The organism is Amycolatopsis pretoriensis (assembly GCF_900107925.1).
Taxonomy (GTDB): Bacteria; Actinomycetota; Actinomycetes; order Mycobacteriales; family Pseudonocardiaceae; genus Amycolatopsis; species Amycolatopsis pretoriensis.
Map to the genome: position 1 here is coordinate 406,794 of NZ_FNUJ01000001.1, position 16,927 is coordinate 423,720.

Below are 16,927 nucleotides of genomic sequence, written 5' to 3' on the forward strand. Positions count from 1 at the left end.
TATACCGTCTGGACGGTACAGTAACACGGGTGAAGTCGGTCACCGCGCCGGTCGGGCGGGGTCAGTCGCCCCGCGGGTCTTCGCTGAGTTCTTCGGCGAGGATGAGGTTGACGTGCACGGCGGCGTGGCCCAGAACCCGCCGCGCGGCGGCGAGCGCGGTGAGCGCGACGAGCACGCTGGAGCCGACGAGCAGGCCGCCGACGGTGTCGCCGGGGATGACTGCGGCGACGGAGGCGGCGAGGAGCATGGGCGGCCACCAGCGGGCGGGCAGAGCGTGCCGCGGCCGCCGGACGACGGGCCGGGTGCGGTACCGGTGCATCGCCATGGGGCGCCTCCGTCCGTCGCCGGGTGGGTTATGCATCATGACCGACCGGCTCGTCCGGGTTACCGGGTATTCGCGGTACGTACACGATCGCCCGGAATATCCGCCGAATGGCCCATTGTTCGCCTGCTGTGGGTGGTGGGCGCGGGGGCGGAGATCACCACATCGGGGCTCGCCGTCTGTTCGATCAAGTGTTAGCCGGCGGCGCCTAGGATGGACGGTGGAGGTGGACATGACGGCGGAGGAGCTGATGGTCGAGTTCGCCTTGACGCGCCTGGACCACCCGGAGCTGGACCTCGAGGACCTGGCGGCGCTCGTCGTGCGGCGGGGCGGGCCGGAGCGGGTGCTTGAGTTCGCGGCGGAGAACTTGGCGGAACGGGGAGAGCTGCGAGGGGCTCCGTTTCCGACGGCGGTCGAGCACGTGCTGCGGGTCGTGCTCACCCTGCGGGGGCCTTCGGACTAGCCGGGGAGTTCATCGCAGCGCGCTCAGGGGACCGATCGTTCTTTCCCGCGCGGCCGTGTGCCGGCTGCTGCGCCGCGCGAACCCGCGGGGAGGTTTCTTGCGACTGGGCGGCGCGGGCAGGTCGGTCTGCCGCCCCGACCATTTTGGAGCAGTCGGGGGCGGTCATTCCAGGGCGACCGATCATTCTTCCTCGGGAACGACCGATCATTCTTTCTTGAGAACGACTGATCGTTCCTTCCGGAGTGACCGGTCGTTCGTTTTGGAAACGACCGATCGTTCTCCCTGGGAACGACCGATCATTCCTCCCTGGGAACCACCGATCATTTCTCCTTGAGAACGACCGATCGTTCCGACCGGAGTGACCGGTCGTTCTCCCGCTACCCCTCCCCGGCCGCCCGGCGCAGGCCGCGCCGGTCGAACACCAGCTCCCGGGCCGTCCCCAGCGCGGTCGCGATCGCCCCCGCCAGCACCGCGTCTTCACCCAGCTGGCCCGCCACGATCTCCGGCACCACCGGCACCGTCGCCGCGAGGGCTCGCCGCATCGGGGCCGCCAGCAGGTCCGCGTTGCCGCCGATCCCACCACCCAGCACGATCAGCCGCGGGTCGAGCACCGCGGTCACCGCCGCGACCACGTAAGCCAGCTTCTCCGCTTCCTCCGCCACCACCCGCGAAGCCCGCGCGTCCCCACCCCGGGCCAGCCGGAAAACGTCCTTTGCCGACCGCACGGTCAACCCCGCGGCCCGCGCCGCGTCCACCACGGCCTGCCCCGCGGCCGCGGTCTCCACCGGACCCGGCCGGCGCGCCCCCGCTCCCGCCGATGACGGCAACGGGCCGAACGGCAGGTCCGCGATCTCGCCCGCCGCCCCGTGGGCGCCGCGGAACAGGCGGCCCTCCACCAGCAGGCCCATCCCGATGCCCGTCCCCACCGTCAAGCACACCAGCACGTCCACGCCCAGCGCCGCCCCGAGCGCGTGCTCGCCCACCGCGCACAGGTTCGCGTCGTTCTCCACCACGACGTCGGACCCCGCTCCGGCCAGCGCCGCCACGAGCTCGTGCAGCACCCCGCGCCGCTCCCAGCCCGGGAGGTTCGGCGCGCGGTGGACCGTCCCGGTGGCCGGGTCGGGGACGCCCGGCGTGCCGACCACCGTCGCGACGACGTCGTGCGGCGAAAGCCCCGCCGAAGCCACCGCACGTTCGACGGATTCGCTCACCGTGCGCACCAAAGTGCTCGCGGACCGGCACCGGTTGGGCTCGTCGAGCCGCGCGACGATGCTGCCCTCCAGGTCCGCCACCGCGATCCGGATCGCGCGCCGTCCGATGTCGACGCCGACGACGTGCCCCGCGTCCGGCGCCGCCCGGTACACCACCGCCGCGCGGCCCGGGCCCGCCAGGCTGCGGCCAGTGGTCCGGACCAGTCCGTGCTGCTCCAGATCGAGGAGTGCCTGTCCCACCGTGGGTTTCGACAACCCCGTGCCGGCCGCGATCTGCGGTCGCGTCGCCTCGCCCCGGGTGCGCAGCCGGTCGAGCACGAGCCGCTGGTTCAGCGCCCGCATGCTCGCCGGAGTTCCGACCTGCGGCCCGTTTTGCCCCACTGGATCCTCCCGCGTTGCCGCAAGTTTATCGACGGAACTCTTTCGACCCCGCCCGTTCTATGTTAAGAAACTTTACTAACTACTAGCCGGAGGCACGTCGTGAGTTCACCCACTCGTTCGAGGGAGCCGCAGCCCGCCCTTGAACGCAAGATCGGGCCCCTGCAGGCCACCGCGATCAACATGACGCAAATGTGCGGTATCGGCCCCTTCGTCACGATCCCGGCCATGGTCGCCACGATGGGCGGCCCGCAGGCGATGTTCGGCTGGATCATCGGCGCGATCGTCGCGCTGGCCGACGGCCTCATCTGGGCCGAGCTCGGCGCCGCGATGCCGGGTGCCGGCGGCACCTACCTCTACCTGCGCGAGGCGTTCCAGTACCGCACCGGCCGCCTGATGCCGTTCCTCTTCGTGTGGAGCGCTGTGCTGTTCATCCCGCTGATCATGTCCACCGGCATCATCGGGCTCGTCCAGTACCTCGGCTACCTCATCCCCGGCGTCACCGACGACGCGGGCACAACCCCGCTGGGCAAGATCATCGGCGTGGGCATCACGCTCGTCATCGTCGCCGCGCTGTTCCGCAAGATCGGTCAGATCGGCAAGCTCACGACGGTGCTGTTCGTGGTCATGCTGATCGCGGTGCTCACCACCGTCGTCGCCGCGTTCACGCACTTCAGCGGCGCGCAGGCGTTCGCCTTCACCCCGGGCGCCTTCAGCTCGGCCGGCGAAGGCACGTTCTGGGGCGGTCTCGGCGCCGGCCTGATCATCGCGATCTACGACTACCTCGGCTACAACACGACGGCCTACCTCGGCGGCGAGGTGCGCAACCCGGGCCGGACGCTCCCGCGGTCGATCCTCTTCTCGATCGTCGGCATCATGAGCCTCTATTTCCTGCTCCAGGTCGGCGTGCTCGGCTCGGTTCCCCTGGAAGAGCTGAAGACCGCCACCTCCGTCGCCTCGACCGTGCTCGAACAGGCGTGGGGGTCGGTGACGGCGAAGATCGTCACGGTCTTCATCGTCGTCGCGGCCGTCGGCTCGGTGTTCGCCGGCCTGCTCGGCGGCTCGCGCGTCCCCTTCGAAGCCGCGCGGGACAAGGTCTTCCTGCCGATGTTCGGCAAGCTGCACCCGAAGCTGAACCTGCCGACCGCCGGCGTGCTCACGATGGGCGCCATCACGATCATCGGCTCGCTGTTCACGCTGACCGACGTCATCAACGCGGCCGTCGCGACGCTGGTCATCATCCAGTCGCTGGCCCAGGTCGCGGCGATCGTGACACTGCGCCGCCGTCAGCCGGACCTCAAGCGGCCCTACAAGCAGTGGCTGTACCCGGTGCCGACGCTGCTCGCGCTGGTCGGCTGGGTCTACATCTACGTCTCCGCGACCTGGCTCTCGATCGGGCTGTCGCTGGGCTGGATCGCCCTCGGCGCGATCGCGTACCTGGTCTACGCCAAGGCCGAGAACACCTGGCCGTTCGGACCCAAGGAGATCAAGGAGGCCTTCGCCTCCACCGAGACCGAAGGGGCTCAGGCATGACGAAGAAGCTCGCGGCGCTCGCCGCGCTGCTGCTCGTGCCCGGCGTGCTCAGCGTCGCCGGGCCGGCCGCGGCGCAGGACGCCCAGGCCGAGGTGGCGAAGCCGCACGGCCTCACCACGATCGGCGCGCGGGGCTGGCAGGTCCTCACCACCGCGAACGTCAAGGACGGCGGCGACAAGGTCTCCACGCCCGGGTACGCCACCCGCGGCTGGCTGCCGGTCAAGCCGGACGACGCGGGCGCGCCCGGCACCGAGATCAACGCGTTGGTGCAGAACGGCAAGTGTCCCGACGTCTTCTACTCCGACAACATGCGCAAGTGCTTCGGGTACGTCGACAAGCTCGGCCCCGTCGTCACGAAGCCGTTCTCCGACCCCTGGTGGTACCGCACCGACTTCACCCCGGACTTCAAGGCCGGCCAGCACGCGAAGCTGACCATCCCGGGCATCGTCGGGGAGGGCGACGTCTGGGTGAACGGCAAGCTGGTCGCCACGAAGGACGTCGTGAGCGGCGCGTTCGCCGGGCACACCTTCGACGTCTCGAAGCTGGTCAAGCCGGGCAAGAACACCCTCGCGATCAAGGTCTACCCCAACGACCCACTGAAGATGTACACGCTCGACCAGGTCGACTGGGGCCAGATCCCGCCGGACAACAACACCGGCATCCAGTTCGCGCCGACGCTGCAGGTGGGTGACGCGCTCACCGGCGACAACGCGCACGTCGTGCAGGACAACGCGCCCGACCTGTCCAGCTCCAAGCTGACGGTGAAGGTCGACGTCACCAACGACGCCGCCACCCCGCAGACCGGCGACGTCGCCGCCACGATCACGCCGCCCTCGGGTGCCGCGATCGTGGTCAAGCAGCGCGTGACGATCCCGGCGAACACCAAGCGGACCGTCGCGTTCGCGCCGGTGAAGATCGCCAAGCCGCGGGTCTGGTGGCCGTACTCGATGGGTGACCAGCCGCTGTACACGCTGAGCACCGCGGTCTCGCAGGACGGCGTGCTGTCGACGTCGTCGAGGAGCACCTTCGGCATCCGCACGGTCACCTCGCGCCTGGTCGGGAAGTCCGCGCCGCTGCCCGAGGGCGCGCGGCAGTTCACGATCAACGGCAAGGACTTCGTGTTCCGCGGTGGCGGCTTCGCGCCGGACCTGTTCCTGCGCTACGACAAGGCCGACACCGCGCACCAGATCGCGCTGATCAAGAACATGGGCCTCTCCGGCGTCCGGCTCGAGGGCCACGACATGCCGCAGGACTTCTACGACCAGGCCGACCGGGCCGGCCTGCTGGTCATCGGCGGCTTCCTCTGCTGCGACGCCTGGCAGCCCGAGGACGCCTCGACGCTGACCGAGCGCGACTACCGGATCATGCACGACTCGGCCTACACGATCGCGCAGATGGAGCGGAACCACCCGAGCGTCTTCAACTACGGCTGGAGCGACAACGAGCCGGTGCCGCGCCAGGAGCCCGAGACGCTGAAAGCGTTCGAGGAAGCCGATTTCCAGGTTCCGGTGATCGCGTCGGCGGAGTACAAGAGCACACCGACGCTCGGGCAGTCGGGCGAGAAGGAAGGCCCGTACGACTGGGTTCCGCCGTCGTACTGGTACGACACCTCGCACTTCGACGCCGAGGACTCCTCCCGCACCAACGCGGGCGGGTCGTGGGGCTTCGCGAGCGAACAGAGCGCCGGGCACACCGTCCCGACGCTGGACTCGATCAAGCGGTTCCTCTCGCCCACCGAGCAGGCGAAGCTGTGGCAGGACCCGGCGTACAACCAGTACCACGCCAACTTCGAGCCCGACCACGGCGGCTACGCGTTCGGCACGCTGTACACCTTGGACCAGTCGATCCAGCAGCGGTACGGAAAGTGGAACTCGCTGAAGTCCTATGTGGACCTGGCGAACATCGCGAACTACGAGAACACCCGCTCGCAGTTCGAGGCGTTCCTGCACCACTCGACGGACCAGGCCAACCCGTCGACCGGCGTCGTCTACTGGCAGCTGAACAAGGGCTGGCCGACGTTGCTGTGGTCGCTCTACAACGACGACGGTGACCAGGCCGGCGCGTTCTTCGGCGCCAAGAAGGCGAACAAGCCGCTGCACGCCATCTACGGCTACGACAACGGTTCCGTGACCCTCGACAACCTCGGGGCGGCGACCCAGTCCGGGCTTTCGGTGCAGGCGCGGGTGATCGACACCGCGGGCAAGGTCCTCGACGACCAGACGGCTTCGGGTGTCTCGCTGGGTTCGCAGGGCGTGAAGACCGGTGTCCTGAAGCCGAAGGTGCCCGCCGAGACGAAGGCGCCGGCGCCCGCGCAGGTCTACTTCGTCGAGCTGCAGGTGAAGCAGGGCGGGAAGGTCGTCGACCGGAACGTCTACTGGCTCTCGACGCAGAAGGACGTCGTCGACTGGGGCAAGACGCTCGGCAACCCGCAGGCGACGCTGTCGCAGTACAGCAACCTGCAGGCCCTGCAGAGCCTGCCGAAGTCGCAGGTCAGCGCGGTCGCGTCGACGCGCTCCTGCGGTGGTGACCTCGTCTCCACGGTGACCGTGACCAACACGTCGAAGACGCCGGGGGCGGCGTTCTTCCTGCGGGCCGACGTCCGCCGCGGCACGCCGGCCGGGCACGAGGGGCCGGGGGACAACCAGCTCGCGAACGCGACCTGGGACGACAACGACATCACGCTGTGGCCGGGCCAGTCGCAGACGCTGACCGTCACCTACCAGGCGGCCGACCTGCGCGGCGCGGTGCCGGTGATCAGCGTCGACGGGCTCAACACCGGCCGCATCGTGGTCCGGGGGACAGGAGGGGCTGCGGAGTGAGCAGCGAACCAATTCTCGGGATCGACTTCGGCGGCACGAAAGTGGCGCTGGGGCTCGCCGACCACGACGGAAACCTGCTGGCCACGCGCCGGCTGGACACCGACGCGCAGGCGGGGGCCGAGCAGGTGGTGGTGCGGGCGCTGGCCGGGGCCCGGTCGCTCCTGACCGAGGCCGGCGCGTCGCCCGCCGCCATCGGGGTCGTCAGCCCGGGGATCGTGCTGCCGGAGGAGATCCTGCTCGCGCCGAACGTCCCGGGCTGGGAGCAGCTGCACCTGGCCGAGCTGGTGGCGGCCGAGTTCCCGGACGTGCCGATTTCGGTCGGCACGGACGCGAAGGCGGCAGCGCTGGCGGAGTGGCGCTGGGGCGCGCTGGAGGGGGCGGACCCGGCGGTGTTCCTGTCGCTGGGCACGGGCATCGCGGCGGCGGTGCTGGTCGGCGGGCGGTTGCTGACCGGCGCCAACGGAGCTGCGGGCGAGATCGGGTACAACCTGCTCTCGCCGCAGGACACCGAGGGTTTCGCAAGCGGAGCGGCGCCGCTTGAGGAAGCCGTCGGTGGGCGTGGGCTGGGCGGCCGGGCGAGCGAGTTGCTCGGCCGCCCGGTCACCGCGGGCGAGCTGTTCGCGCTGGCCAAGGAGAACGTCGAGGCCAAGGAACTGGTGACGGCGGCGCTGGACGAGCTGTCGATGCACGTGGCCAACTTGGCGATCGCCCTGGACCCGCAGCGCATCGCGGTCGGCGGGGGGCTGGTGCGCTCGGCGGACGTGCTGCTGCCGGCGTTGGCGGACCGGCTGGCGCACGCGGTGCCGTTCCCGCCGGAGCTGGTTTCGGCACGCTTCGACCAGGACGCGGCGCTGCTGGGCGCGGTGGCGCTGGCGCTGGGCGGGTAGGCGTCCGGGTGGTGTGCCGGTGCCCCGACCCGGTGCACCACCCGGTATCAAGCCCGGGCTTCGGCCATCTCGCGCTCGGTGCGGTCGAACGCCGCCGGGGACAGGGAGAACCACACCAGGACCGCGCTGACCGCCTGGATCGCCGCCGCCATCACCCACACCGCTCGGAGTCCCCAGTGCGCCGCCACGAAACCGCCGGTCAACGCGCCCAGCGGCGTCAACCCCCAGGCCAGCGCCCGGTGGCTCGTCAGCACCCGGCCCAGCAGCGGCGCCGGTGTGAAGCGCTGGCGGCTCGACTGCGAACAGACGTTCCAGATCAGCACCGTCGCCGTCAGCAGCACCAGCACCGCGCCGACCAGCGGTGGCCACGGCGGGACCAGTGCGATCAGCAGGTTCGTCACCACCCCGAAGCTCTGCCCGAACCGCATCGACCACGAGTAGCCGATCCGGTCGACGACCTTCTGCACGACGAACGACGACGCGATCCAGCCGAAGGCGAGGCACGCGAGCAGCAGGCCGTAGCCGACCGAGCCGACGTGCAGGACCTGCGTCGCGTACAGCACGAACATCGAGTTGCCCGCGCTCGCGGCGAACGAACCCAGCGCGACGTTCAGCGTGATCGACCGCAGCAACGGCGTCCGGACCAGGTGCCGCAGGCCGGCCGAGAGGTCCCGCAGCGGGTGGGTCCGCGCGATGGTCCGGGACTCGGACGGGATGCGCCGCGCCATGAGCAGGGCGGCCAGCGCGCAACCGGCGGCCAGCCACGCGGGCGCTCCGGCGCTGGCGACGATCACGAACCCCGTCAGCGGCGGCACGATGAACTGCACGACACCCCGGTCGATCACCGTGAGCCGCGCGTTCGCGTGCGCCAGCCGGTCCGGCGGGACGAGTTCAGGCACCAGCGCGCCGCTCGCGCCGTCGCCCAGCACCTGCGCGGACGTGACGATGAAGGCGACCACCAGCAGCACCGGCAGGCTGAGCAGCCCGGCGGAGGCGACGGCGGCGAGCACGACGGCGGCGACGACCTGCACGGCGTACGCCCAGGCGAGCACGGCGGTCCGCCGCACCCGGTCGATGAGCACGCCCGCGAAGAGCGAGAGCAGCAGCCACGGCGCCTGCCCGGCGACGTTGACCAGCGACACCTCGCGCGGATCGGTGGTGACGGAGACCGCGAGCAACGGCAGCGCGGCGAGCATCAGCCCTTCGGCGGAGGAACCGGACACCGCGACCGCCTGCAGCCGCATCCACCTGTTCGTCACGCGCGAAGCCCCATGATCGCCCATCATGCCGAAGGGTCGTTCGCAGTTCAAACGATTTAAGCTCACACTGTGACGAAGCTGCAGCTCACCGTGCCTTCGCCGCTCGTCGAGCTGGGGGACGCCGAGCGCGGGGTGCGCGTGCTCCTCAAACGCGACGACCTCATCCACCCCGAGCTGCCCGGCAACAAGTGGCGCAAGCTCAAGCACAACCTCCGGGACGCGGCCGCGGCCGGCGCCACCCGCCTGCTGACCTTCGGCGGGGCCTACTCCAACCACCTGCTCGCCACCGCCGCGGCCGGGCACCACTTCGGCTTCGAGACGGTCGGCGTCGTCCGGGGCGAGGAACACCGGCCGCTCAACGACACGCTGCGGGCGGCGACCGCCCACGGCATGCGGCTGACCTACCTCGACCGCGCGACCTACCGCGCGAAGACCGATCCCGCCGTCGTCGCCGGTCTGCGGCGCGAGTGGGGCGAGTTCTTCCTGATCCCGGAAGGCGGCGCGAACGCGGCGGGCGTCCGGGGCTGCACCGAGCTCGTGGCCGAGATCGACCGGCCGTTCGACGTCGTCACCTGCGCCGTCGGCACGGGCGCGACCCTCGCCGGCATCGCCGCTGGGCTCGGGCCGGGGCAGCGCGCGATCGGGTTCTCCGCGCTCAAAGGCGAGTTCCTTCCCGCCGACGTGGCCCGGTTCCAGCGCGAGACGTTCGGCCGCGAGCTGGGGGAGTGGTCGGTCGAAACCGGTTACCACTTCGGGGGTTTCGCCCGGCGGACCCGCGAACTCGACGGGTTCGTCGAGGAGTTCGAGCGGCGCCACGGCGTCCGGCTCGACTGGGTCTACGAAGCCAAGATGATGTTCGGCCTCCGGGACCGCGTCCGCCGCGGGGAGTTCGCGGAGGGCACGACGATCGTCGCCGTCATCGCCGGGTGAGCGGTCAGCGGCGCACGCGGGTGGATTCGCGGACGACCAGCTCCGGGGTGAACACGACCGCCTGGTGGTCGACCGTCGTGCCGGCGGTTTCCGCCAGCAGCAGCTCCGCCGCCGTGCGGCCGAGGCGCTGGGCCGGCTGGCGGACCGACGTCAACGGGACCGCCGCCGCGCCCGCGAACTCGATGTCGTCGTAGCCGACGATCGCCATCTCGTCCGGGACGCGCACCCCCGCGCCGACCATCGCCTGCAGCACGCCCAGGGCCAGCAGGTCGTTCGCGCAGAACACCGCCGTGGGGCGGGGGATCGTGCCCAGCAGGCGGGCGCCGGCGTCGCGGCCCGAGGCCACGTCGAGGCCGATCGCCTCCAGCACCGTCAGCTCCACCGCCGCGCCTTCCAGCGCCGTGCGCAGGCCCTGCTCGCGGTCGCGGCACTGGGCGAGGATCGCCGGCCCGTTGACGAACGCGATGCGGTGGTGGCCGGTCTCGAGGAGGTGGCGCGCCGCGAGCGCGCCGCCCGCGATGTCGTCCACCGCGACCGAACTCGCCTCCGACGTCGGCGCCTTGCGGTCGACGAACACGTACGGCGTGCCGCTGCGGCGGAACGCGCGCAGGGCTTCCCCGGACGCGCCGACCGGGCTCAGCAGCACGCCGCGGACCCGTTGTTCGGCGAACATGGCGAGGTAGGACGCCTCGAGGTCGGACCGCTGGCCGCTGTTGCAGGTGATGATGTTGAGGCCCTCGGCGTGCGCGGCCTGCTCGGCACCGCGCGCGACGTCGACGAAGAACGGGTTGCCGAGGTCGAGCACCAGCAGCCCCATGATCCGGCTGCGGCCGGCGCGCAGCTGCCGGGCCGACTCGTCGCGGACGTAGCCGAGCTCTTCGATGACCGACAGCACCCGGTTCCGGGTGGCCGCGGCGACCACGTGCGGCCGGTTGACCACATTGGACACCGTGCCGATCGAGACGCCGGCCCGCTTCGCGACGTCCTTGATGCCGACCACCGCATCCCCTCGCTGAGAAGGGCGTGAGCCTACCACGGTACTGAAACGTTTCAGAACGTCGGTTTCCCACCGTAAGTCGCATGATCGCGGTACTAGGCTTCCCCGCGGTGTGCCTGCCGCTGGGAGGAGTCCGGGTGCGGATCTTCACGATCGTCCTGTCACTGGTGCTGACGTGGGTGCTCTCCGGGGCGGTCGCCTCGGCGGATCCCGTGCTCGAACACGACACCGACGACCCCGTGACGGCGGCGCCCGCGGTGACCCGGCCGGACACCGCGCACTGCACGGTCACCCTCGCCGACGCCTTCCGCTCCAACGCCGCCGACGGCACGCCCCAGTACTACGAAGGCACGCTCGCGCCGCCGAAGGCGTGCCCGGGCCCGTGGGCGAAGGTCGTCATGGACCAGACCGTGACCGTCGGCGGCCGGCAGTACGACCGGATCGGCGACCTGCGGATCGGCGGCACCGAAGTCTGGTGGGGGACCACCGAGGAGCCCAGTGGCGAGGGCACCCGGCCGATCACCTACCACTTCGACAAGGACCTCACGCCGTACGCCGTCCTGCTGCGCACCCCGCAGCCCTTCCACGGCGGCATCGAGAACTACAACTCGCCGGTCTACACCGGCGTCTACGCCCAGACCGTGACGCTCACCTACTACCAGGCCGACCGGAAGCACCCCGCGCCCGAGACGGCCGACCACGTCGCCGGCTTCGGGCACGCCGACGCGACCCCCGCGGCGCCGACCGTCCACTTCAGCGCGAAGGACCTGCCGCGCAACATCACCCGCGCCTACCTCGAGGTCACCCTCGAAGGCCACGCCTGCGACGAGCAGTGGTTCGACGACGTCCCGGACGCCGTGAGCGCGAAGTACCCGGCGGCCGGGCTCTGCGGCAAGGGCCCGTACCGCGAAGCGAACTTCGCGCTCGACGGGACGCCCGCCGGCAGCGCGTTCACCTTCCCGCACATCTACTCCGGCGGGATCGTGCCGCAGCTGTGGCGGCCGATCGTCGCGATCGACACCTTCAGCCTGCACGCCGAAACCTACGACATCACGCCGTTCGCGGGCCGGCTCGTGGACGGCGCGGCGCATGACCTCTCCTTCTCCTTCCCGGACATCGGCGGCGAGTTCACCGTCGTCCCGACGCTACTGCTCTACACCGACAAAAAAGCCGCGCGGACCTCCGGCGCCCTGGTCCAGCACGACGTCGCCGCTGCCCCGGTGCGGCAGGAAACGGTGAAGGACATCGAGGACGGCGTGAACGTGACCGTCACGGCGAAGCGCCACGACGTGACCGCCGGCTACGTCGACACCTCCGCCGGCCGCGTGTACACCCGCGTCGAGCGCACCCGCGACTACCGCAACAGCGACGACGTCACCGGTGGCGGCTTCACCCAGCACGTGGTGCAGGGCGACTCGGGGCAGCAGACCTCGACGTCCACTGTGGACGGCCGGGTGAGTTCGGCGGACCGGCACACGTGGTCCTACCCGCTGACCACCGACGCCACCGCGAACATCACCGACGACCAGAACCTGCGGATCTCCGGCTCGGCGCGGATGACGCAGACGCTCGGCGACCTCACCGGCGACGGCCGGCACTGGCGCCCGGTCCGCGCGTCGACGGAGTGGCTGAGCTCGTCCGGCGTCCTGGCCCGCACGAACGGCGTCAACACCGAGGCGGACGGCCGTTCGCGCACGTCGTACGCCGGCACCGACGACCTCGGCCGGCCGTACTTCCACTACGTCGCGAGCGAGCACGGGCTGATCACCGAGAACCGGGAGGTCCCGCCGCGGAGGTGAGTCCGGTCTCGCGGTGCCTCACCCGATCGGGCTAGTGCGGTACTGTCGGATCCATGGGGAGTCTCCGCTCACGGGTCCTGGGCTGGGTCGGGCGCCGGTACCTCGCGCGCCAGTCGAAAAAGGGCTTCGACCTCGAAAAGATGTCGTCCCTGCTGCCGGACTCGGCGCTCGAGCCGCTCCGGCGCGAGGGTCTCGACCCGGTACCCGCGATGGCCGAGCGCCGCGCCGAAGCCCCGATCAGCAAGCTCGACCTGCCGTTCGGGATGAACGCGTGGCTGGTCACGGGGTACGACGAGGCGAAGGCGGTGCTCGGCAAGGCGACCGGGTTCTCCAGCGACTTCGGCAACCTCGTCGGCAACGCCGGCGTCACCGCGGACCAGAACCCGGGCGGCCTCGGCTTCGCCGACCCGCCGGTGCACACGCGGCTGCGGAAGCTGCTCACGCCGGAGTTCACGATGCGGCGGCTGAGCCGGCTGACCCCGCGCATCGACGAGATCGTCGCGGAGCAGCTCGACGCGATGGCCAAGACGGACGGCCCGGTCGACCTGTGGCAGGCGTTCGCGCTGCCGATCCCGTCGCTGACGATCTGCGAGCTGCTCGGCGTGTCGTATGAGGACCGCGAGGACTTCCAGCGGCTGAGCACGGCGCGGTTCGACCTGTTCGGCGGCGCGGGCGCGTCGCTCGGCGCGATGTCGGAGTCGCTGACCTACCTGCTCGACATCGTGAAGAAGCAGCGCGAGCAGCCCGGCGACGGCCTCCTGGGCATGCTGATCAAGGAGCACGGCGACGAGATCGACGACCGCGAGCTGGCCGGGCTCGCCGATGGCGTGCTCACCGGTGGCCTGGAGACGACGGCCAGCATGCTCGCGCTCGGCGCGCTGGTGCTGCTGCGCGACGAGAAGGCGTTCGAGGCGGTCCGCGGCGACGAGCAGTCGGTGCACCGGTTCGTCGAGGAGCTGCTGCGGTACCTGACGGTCGTCCAGATGGCGTTCCCGCGGTTCGCCAAGGAGGACATGGAGATCGCCGGCGCGCGCATCAGCGAGGGCGACATCGTGCTGGTGTCGCTGTCGGCGGCCGACCGCGACCCGAAGCTGGGGCCGGACATGGAGAAGTTCGACGCCGCCCGCGAGCCGACGTCGCACTTGGCGTTCAGCTACGGGATCCACCGCTGCATCGGCGCGGAGCTGGCCCGCATGGAGCTGCGCACGGCGTATCCGGCGCTGGTCCGCCGGTTCCCGAACCTGCGCCTGGCGGTGCCGGCGGAGGAGCTGTCGTTCCGCAAGGTGTCCATTGTGTACGGCCTGGACGAGCTCCCGGTGCTGGTCGACTGAGCGGTCAGTGCGGAATGGCCCGCCGCGGCCGCCGTCCGACGCGGTCCCGGTGGGCTTCGATGACCATGGCGACCTCTTCGGCGGTTTCGGTGTGAGCGGGTTCACGAAGAGCTCTCTGCCGGCGGTGAGGTGAACTGGGCATCCCCGAACTGTCCCGGCAGCGCGGCGGCGATCTGCCCGTGCACGATGCTGGGCCGGTCCGGGGTGGCGCGCTGGCATCGGCGACGGCGTCGAGGTAGGCCTCGGCTTCAGGGGAGCGCGAGGGGATGGAGAGGGCACCGAGGTACCCGCCACCCCGATCGAGGGCGGCGACGGCGGCAAGGCTGGTCATGTCCTCTTCGGGGGTGCCGAGCCCGGCTTCGTCACCGCGCCGCAGGATGTCGGTACCCCCGTCGACGAGCACGACGGCATCGACCCCGAGGTGGGCGCCGAGGTCCCGGTAGGCGGCCCGCAGCGGCCGGACCCCGGTGCGGGGGAAGGCGTGGACGACGGACGGCCGGCCGCGGGAGTCGAGCCAGCGGGCCAGGGTCCGTTCGGGGAAGTAGGCATCGTCGCCCGAGCTGTGCGGCCGCACGTCGGCGACTCCGGGGGAGAGCCAGTCGTCGAGGTCGAGCCGGTTCAGATCGCTGAAGGCAGGTTGGTGAGGTGGCCGGCTCTGCCTTGCGAGCGAAGAGCGAGGGCAAGCGGAAGCCCGGCATAGACATCGAAGCCGCCACCGGCACCGGCAACGAGAACGCGCTGAGCGGAGCGAAGCCGACCGAAGAGGGGCGGCCCGGAAAGACTGGGCACAGGGCCATGGTCCAGGGCCAGAGAAGTCCTTTATGGACTAACTTCGCCCCGGCCCCGGCCCCGGCCCCGGCCCCGGCCCCGGCCCCGGCCCCGGCCCCGGAGAATCCCTCAATTGACCCCCCGAGGCCGAAACTGAACCGAGATCCGAGGCCCGACAGCCTTGGCGGTCTTCGGAATCGCATGCTCCCAGGTCCGTTGGCAACTCCCACCCATGACGAGCAAATCCCCGTGCCCCAACGGCCGAGCCAAGGTCTTGCCCCCGCCACCCCGAGGCCGCAGAGCCAAGTTCCGCGCCGCCCCCACGGACAGGATCGCGACCATGGTGTCCTCCCGGGCCCCGCGCCCGATCCGGTCACCGTGCCAAGCCACGCTGTCGCGGCCGTCGCGGTAGTAGCACAACCCCGCCGTCCGGAACGGCTCGCGCAGTTCCCGCTGGTAGTGCCGGCTCAACGCGTCCCGCGCGGCGGCCAGCACCGGGTGGGGGAGCGGCACGTCCTCGCGGTAGTAGCTCAACAGCCGCGGCACCGCCACGACGCGGTCGTACATCTTCCGCTTCTCGGCCTGCCACGGCACGCCCTCGACCAGTGCCGCGAACAGCTCGTCGGCGCCCTCGAGCCAGCCGGGCTGGACGTCGACCCACGCGCCCGAGCCGAGGTCGGTCCGCTCGGGCGCGAGGGGGCGCGGCGCGATCGACCCCTGGGTGTCGAAGAGTGAGGACTGGAGACCCGGGTTCATGGCTCCAGCCTACACCAGGATCGAACACCTGTTCTAGTGAATCACGTCGTAGACGAGCTTCTGGATGCCGTTGCCGTAGGTCTCGCTCTCGACGACCTTGAGGCTCTGCTTGTCCTTGTCCGTCGCGCTGAACAGCCGCTTGCCCGCGCCGAGCAGGACCGGGAACACCAGCAGGTGGTAGCGGTCGATCAGGCCGGCGTCGGCCAGGGCCTGGTTGAGCGTGGCGCTGCCGTGGATGGTGATCGGCCCGCCGTCGGTCTCCTTGAGCGCGGCGACGTCGTCGAGCGAACGCAGGATGGTGATCTCGCCCCAGTTCGTCACCAGGTCCTGCTCGGACAGCGTCGTCGAGACGACGTATTTGGGCATCGCGTTGTAGTCCGGGAACTCTTCGGTCATGCCCGGCCACACCGGCGCGAACGTCTCGTAGCTGACCCGGCCCATCATCATCGCGGCGGATTCGCCCTGCTCACGGCCCTTGAGCTCGAAGGCGGCCGGGTCGGATTCGATGTCCTTGAAGGTCCAGCCGGCGTTGCGGTAGCCGGGCTCGCCGCCGGGGGCTTCGACGACGCCGTCGAGGGAGACGAAGGCGGTGGCGATCAGGGTGCGCATGGGTGCTCCTCGGTGGTCGTTCCGTGCTCTTGTGAGTCCGTCGAACGGCGGGAGCCGGATTCGACACCGGTCCGCGGAAAATTTTCCGGGCCTTGATCGCGGCGGCCCGGACTCGTACAGTCGAGCCCAAGCCGGACAAAGGTCTGACCTTTGGCCGGGCACCGCCGCCTCGAGTGCTACAGGAGGTTGGACGGTGCGCAAACTTCGCGGCGCGGGCGTGCTCGCGGCGGTGGCGACGGGGCTCGCGGTACTCACCCCGGTCGCCGGCGCCCAGGTCGGGACCGGCCCGTGGATCTCGGACTCGCCGGGCTATTCGGAGCAGGAGCGGGGGTGCGGCGACGTCTCCGGGCTCACGTTCAAGCTGACCTGCTCGACGGCCAGCGGCGACCAGCGCGCGGAACGCCGCTACACCACCTACAGCGGCGGCACCCACCAGTTCGAGGGATCGTTCAAGATCACCAGCATGTCCGGCACCCGGATCAGCCTCAAGCAGACGTTCCGGGACGGCTCGAGTGCAGGCCCGTACTTCCTGCTGGCGGTCGAGAAGGGCGGCCGCATGTACGCGGTCGAGGGAGGAGCGACCCTGGGCAGCGGCGCGACCGTCGGGACGTCGGTCCGGGTCAACACGATCAACCAGGTCGGCAGCTCGCACAAGGTGTACATCAACGGTTCGCTGAAGCAGACGATCTCGAGCCCGGGCGGGAGCTACTACGACAAGTTCGGCAGCTACCGCACGGGCAGCGGCGCCGGGCCGATCACGGTGCAGTGGAGTGGCATCAAGTTCTGGCACAAGTAGGGCAGATAGAACCTTCGCCGTTGCTGGTCCGCTCAGGCCGTCTCGGGATCTTCAAGCCGTGCCGCCCCG

The 16,927-nt window shown here is 70.7% G+C and carries 15 protein-coding genes; 8 read left to right on the forward strand and 7 right to left on the reverse strand.

Annotated features, from left to right (window positions below; genetic code table 11):
- Positions 1-61: 61 nt before the first annotated feature.
- On the reverse strand, positions 62-325 hold the full coding sequence (locus tag BLV96_RS01940; RefSeq protein ID WP_086680147.1) for a hypothetical protein: 264 nt from the start codon (positions 323-325) through the stop codon (positions 62-64).
- A 229-nt stretch (positions 326-554) separates the two neighbouring features.
- On the opposite strand from BLV96_RS01940, the gene BLV96_RS01945 reads away from it, so the two are divergent.
- Entirely contained in the window at positions 555-785 is a 231-nt protein-coding gene (locus BLV96_RS01945) for a hypothetical protein (protein WP_086680168.1), read from the forward strand.
- A 377-nt stretch (positions 786-1,162) separates the two neighbouring features.
- Here the strand turns inward: BLV96_RS01945 and BLV96_RS01950 are convergent, their stop codons facing one another.
- The gene (locus BLV96_RS01950; protein WP_167379543.1) at positions 1,163-2,338 is read right to left on the reverse strand and encodes an ROK family transcriptional regulator; all 1,176 of its coding nucleotides are present in this window, start codon (positions 2,336-2,338) and stop codon (positions 1,163-1,165) included.
- 138 nt (positions 2,339-2,476) lie between these two features.
- Here BLV96_RS01950 and BLV96_RS01955 point away from each other — a divergent pair, with 138 nt between their 5' ends.
- The 3 genes from BLV96_RS01955 to BLV96_RS01965 are packed head-to-tail and all read left to right on the forward strand — an operon-like array spanning position 2,477 to position 7,613.
- Positions 2,477-3,907 (forward strand): APC family permease, encoded by a 1,431-nt coding sequence (locus BLV96_RS01955; protein ID WP_086680151.1) that lies wholly within the window; start codon positions 2,477-2,479, stop codon positions 3,905-3,907.
- Positions 3,904-6,726 carry a glycoside hydrolase family 2 protein gene (locus tag BLV96_RS01960; RefSeq protein ID WP_086680153.1) on the forward strand — a complete coding sequence of 941 codons (2,823 nt, stop codon included), beginning with the start codon at positions 3,904-3,906 and terminating at the stop codon, positions 6,724-6,726. Before BLV96_RS01955 ends, BLV96_RS01960 begins: the two co-directional genes overlap by 4 nt.
- Positions 6,723-7,613: an ROK family protein gene (locus BLV96_RS01965; protein ID WP_086680155.1), complete on the forward strand. Its 891-nt coding sequence runs from the start codon at positions 6,723-6,725 to the stop codon at positions 7,611-7,613. The genes BLV96_RS01960 and BLV96_RS01965 overlap by 4 nt, the downstream gene beginning before the upstream one ends.
- 47 nt (positions 7,614-7,660) lie before the next feature.
- Here BLV96_RS01965 and BLV96_RS01970 read toward each other — a convergent pair whose 3' ends face one another.
- Positions 7,661-8,857 carry an MFS transporter gene (locus tag BLV96_RS01970; RefSeq protein ID WP_208608151.1) on the reverse strand — a complete coding sequence of 399 codons (1,197 nt, stop codon included), beginning with the start codon at positions 8,855-8,857 and terminating at the stop codon, positions 7,661-7,663.
- Between the two features lie 84 nt (positions 8,858-8,941).
- Here BLV96_RS01970 and BLV96_RS01975 point away from each other — a divergent pair, with 84 nt between their 5' ends.
- The gene (locus BLV96_RS01975; protein WP_086680159.1) at positions 8,942-9,802 is read left to right on the forward strand and encodes a 1-aminocyclopropane-1-carboxylate deaminase/D-cysteine desulfhydrase; all 861 of its coding nucleotides are present in this window, start codon (positions 8,942-8,944) and stop codon (positions 9,800-9,802) included.
- A 4-nt stretch (positions 9,803-9,806) separates the two neighbouring features.
- On the opposite strand, the gene BLV96_RS01980 is transcribed toward BLV96_RS01975, so the two are convergent.
- Positions 9,807-10,802 carry a LacI family DNA-binding transcriptional regulator gene (locus tag BLV96_RS01980; protein WP_086680161.1) on the reverse strand — a complete coding sequence of 332 codons (996 nt, stop codon included), beginning with the start codon at positions 10,800-10,802 and terminating at the stop codon, positions 9,807-9,809.
- A gap of 134 nt (positions 10,803-10,936) precedes the next feature.
- Between BLV96_RS01980 and BLV96_RS01985 the strand changes: the two genes are divergently transcribed.
- A complete protein-coding gene (locus BLV96_RS01985; RefSeq protein WP_086680164.1) occupies positions 10,937-12,598 on the forward strand; it encodes a peptide-N4-asparagine amidase in 1,662 nt (553 codons plus the stop codon).
- Between the two features lie 53 nt (positions 12,599-12,651).
- Complete coding sequence (locus BLV96_RS01990) at positions 12,652-13,929, forward strand: cytochrome P450 (protein ID WP_167379515.1); 1,278 nt, start codon at positions 12,652-12,654, stop codon at positions 13,927-13,929.
- A gap of 4 nt (positions 13,930-13,933) precedes the next feature.
- Here the strand turns inward: BLV96_RS01990 and BLV96_RS01995 are convergent, their stop codons facing one another.
- The 3 genes from BLV96_RS01995 to BLV96_RS02005 form a co-directional block, all read right to left on the reverse strand.
- On the reverse strand, positions 13,934-14,503 hold the full coding sequence (locus BLV96_RS01995; protein WP_244180009.1) for a DUF1152 domain-containing protein: 570 nt from the start codon (positions 14,501-14,503) through the stop codon (positions 13,934-13,936).
- Between the two features lie 323 nt (positions 14,504-14,826).
- Positions 14,827-15,453, reverse strand: a complete 627-nt coding sequence (locus tag BLV96_RS02000; protein ID WP_086679102.1) for an alpha-ketoglutarate-dependent dioxygenase AlkB — start codon at positions 15,451-15,453, stop codon at positions 14,827-14,829.
- Between the two features lie 33 nt (positions 15,454-15,486).
- On the reverse strand, positions 15,487-16,062 hold the full coding sequence (locus tag BLV96_RS02005) for a dihydrofolate reductase family protein (protein WP_086679103.1): 576 nt from the start codon (positions 16,060-16,062) through the stop codon (positions 15,487-15,489).
- Positions 16,063-16,279: 217 nt separating this feature from the next.
- Between BLV96_RS02005 and BLV96_RS02010 the strand changes: the two genes are divergently transcribed.
- Positions 16,280-16,858 carry a hypothetical protein gene (locus BLV96_RS02010; RefSeq protein WP_167379544.1) on the forward strand — a complete coding sequence of 193 codons (579 nt, stop codon included), beginning with the start codon at positions 16,280-16,282 and terminating at the stop codon, positions 16,856-16,858.
- Positions 16,859-16,927 lie beyond the last annotated feature (69 nt).

Coding starts and splice junctions, on each gene's coding strand:
- BLV96_RS01940 (WP_086680147.1), bottom strand. CDS start 325: ATGGCGATGCACCGGTACCGCACCCGGCCCGTCGTCCGGCGGCCGCGG.
- BLV96_RS01945 (WP_086680168.1), top strand. CDS start 555: ATGACGGCGGAGGAGCTGATGGTCGAGTTCGCCTTGACGCGCCTGGAC.
- BLV96_RS01950 (WP_167379543.1), bottom strand. CDS start 2,338: ATGCGGGCGCTGAACCAGCGGCTCGTGCTCGACCGGCTGCGCACCCGG.
- BLV96_RS01960 (WP_086680153.1), top strand. CDS start 3,904: ATGACGAAGAAGCTCGCGGCGCTCGCCGCGCTGCTGCTCGTGCCCGGC.
- BLV96_RS01970 (WP_208608151.1), bottom strand. CDS start 8,857: ATGCGGCTGCAGGCGGTCGCGGTGTCCGGTTCCTCCGCCGAAGGGCTG.
- BLV96_RS01990 (WP_167379515.1), top strand. CDS start 12,652: ATGGGGAGTCTCCGCTCACGGGTCCTGGGCTGGGTCGGGCGCCGGTAC.
- BLV96_RS02000 (WP_086679102.1), bottom strand. CDS start 15,453: ATGAACCCGGGTCTCCAGTCCTCACTCTTCGACACCCAGGGGTCGATC.
- BLV96_RS02005 (WP_086679103.1), bottom strand. CDS start 16,062: ATGCGCACCCTGATCGCCACCGCCTTCGTCTCCCTCGACGGCGTCGTC.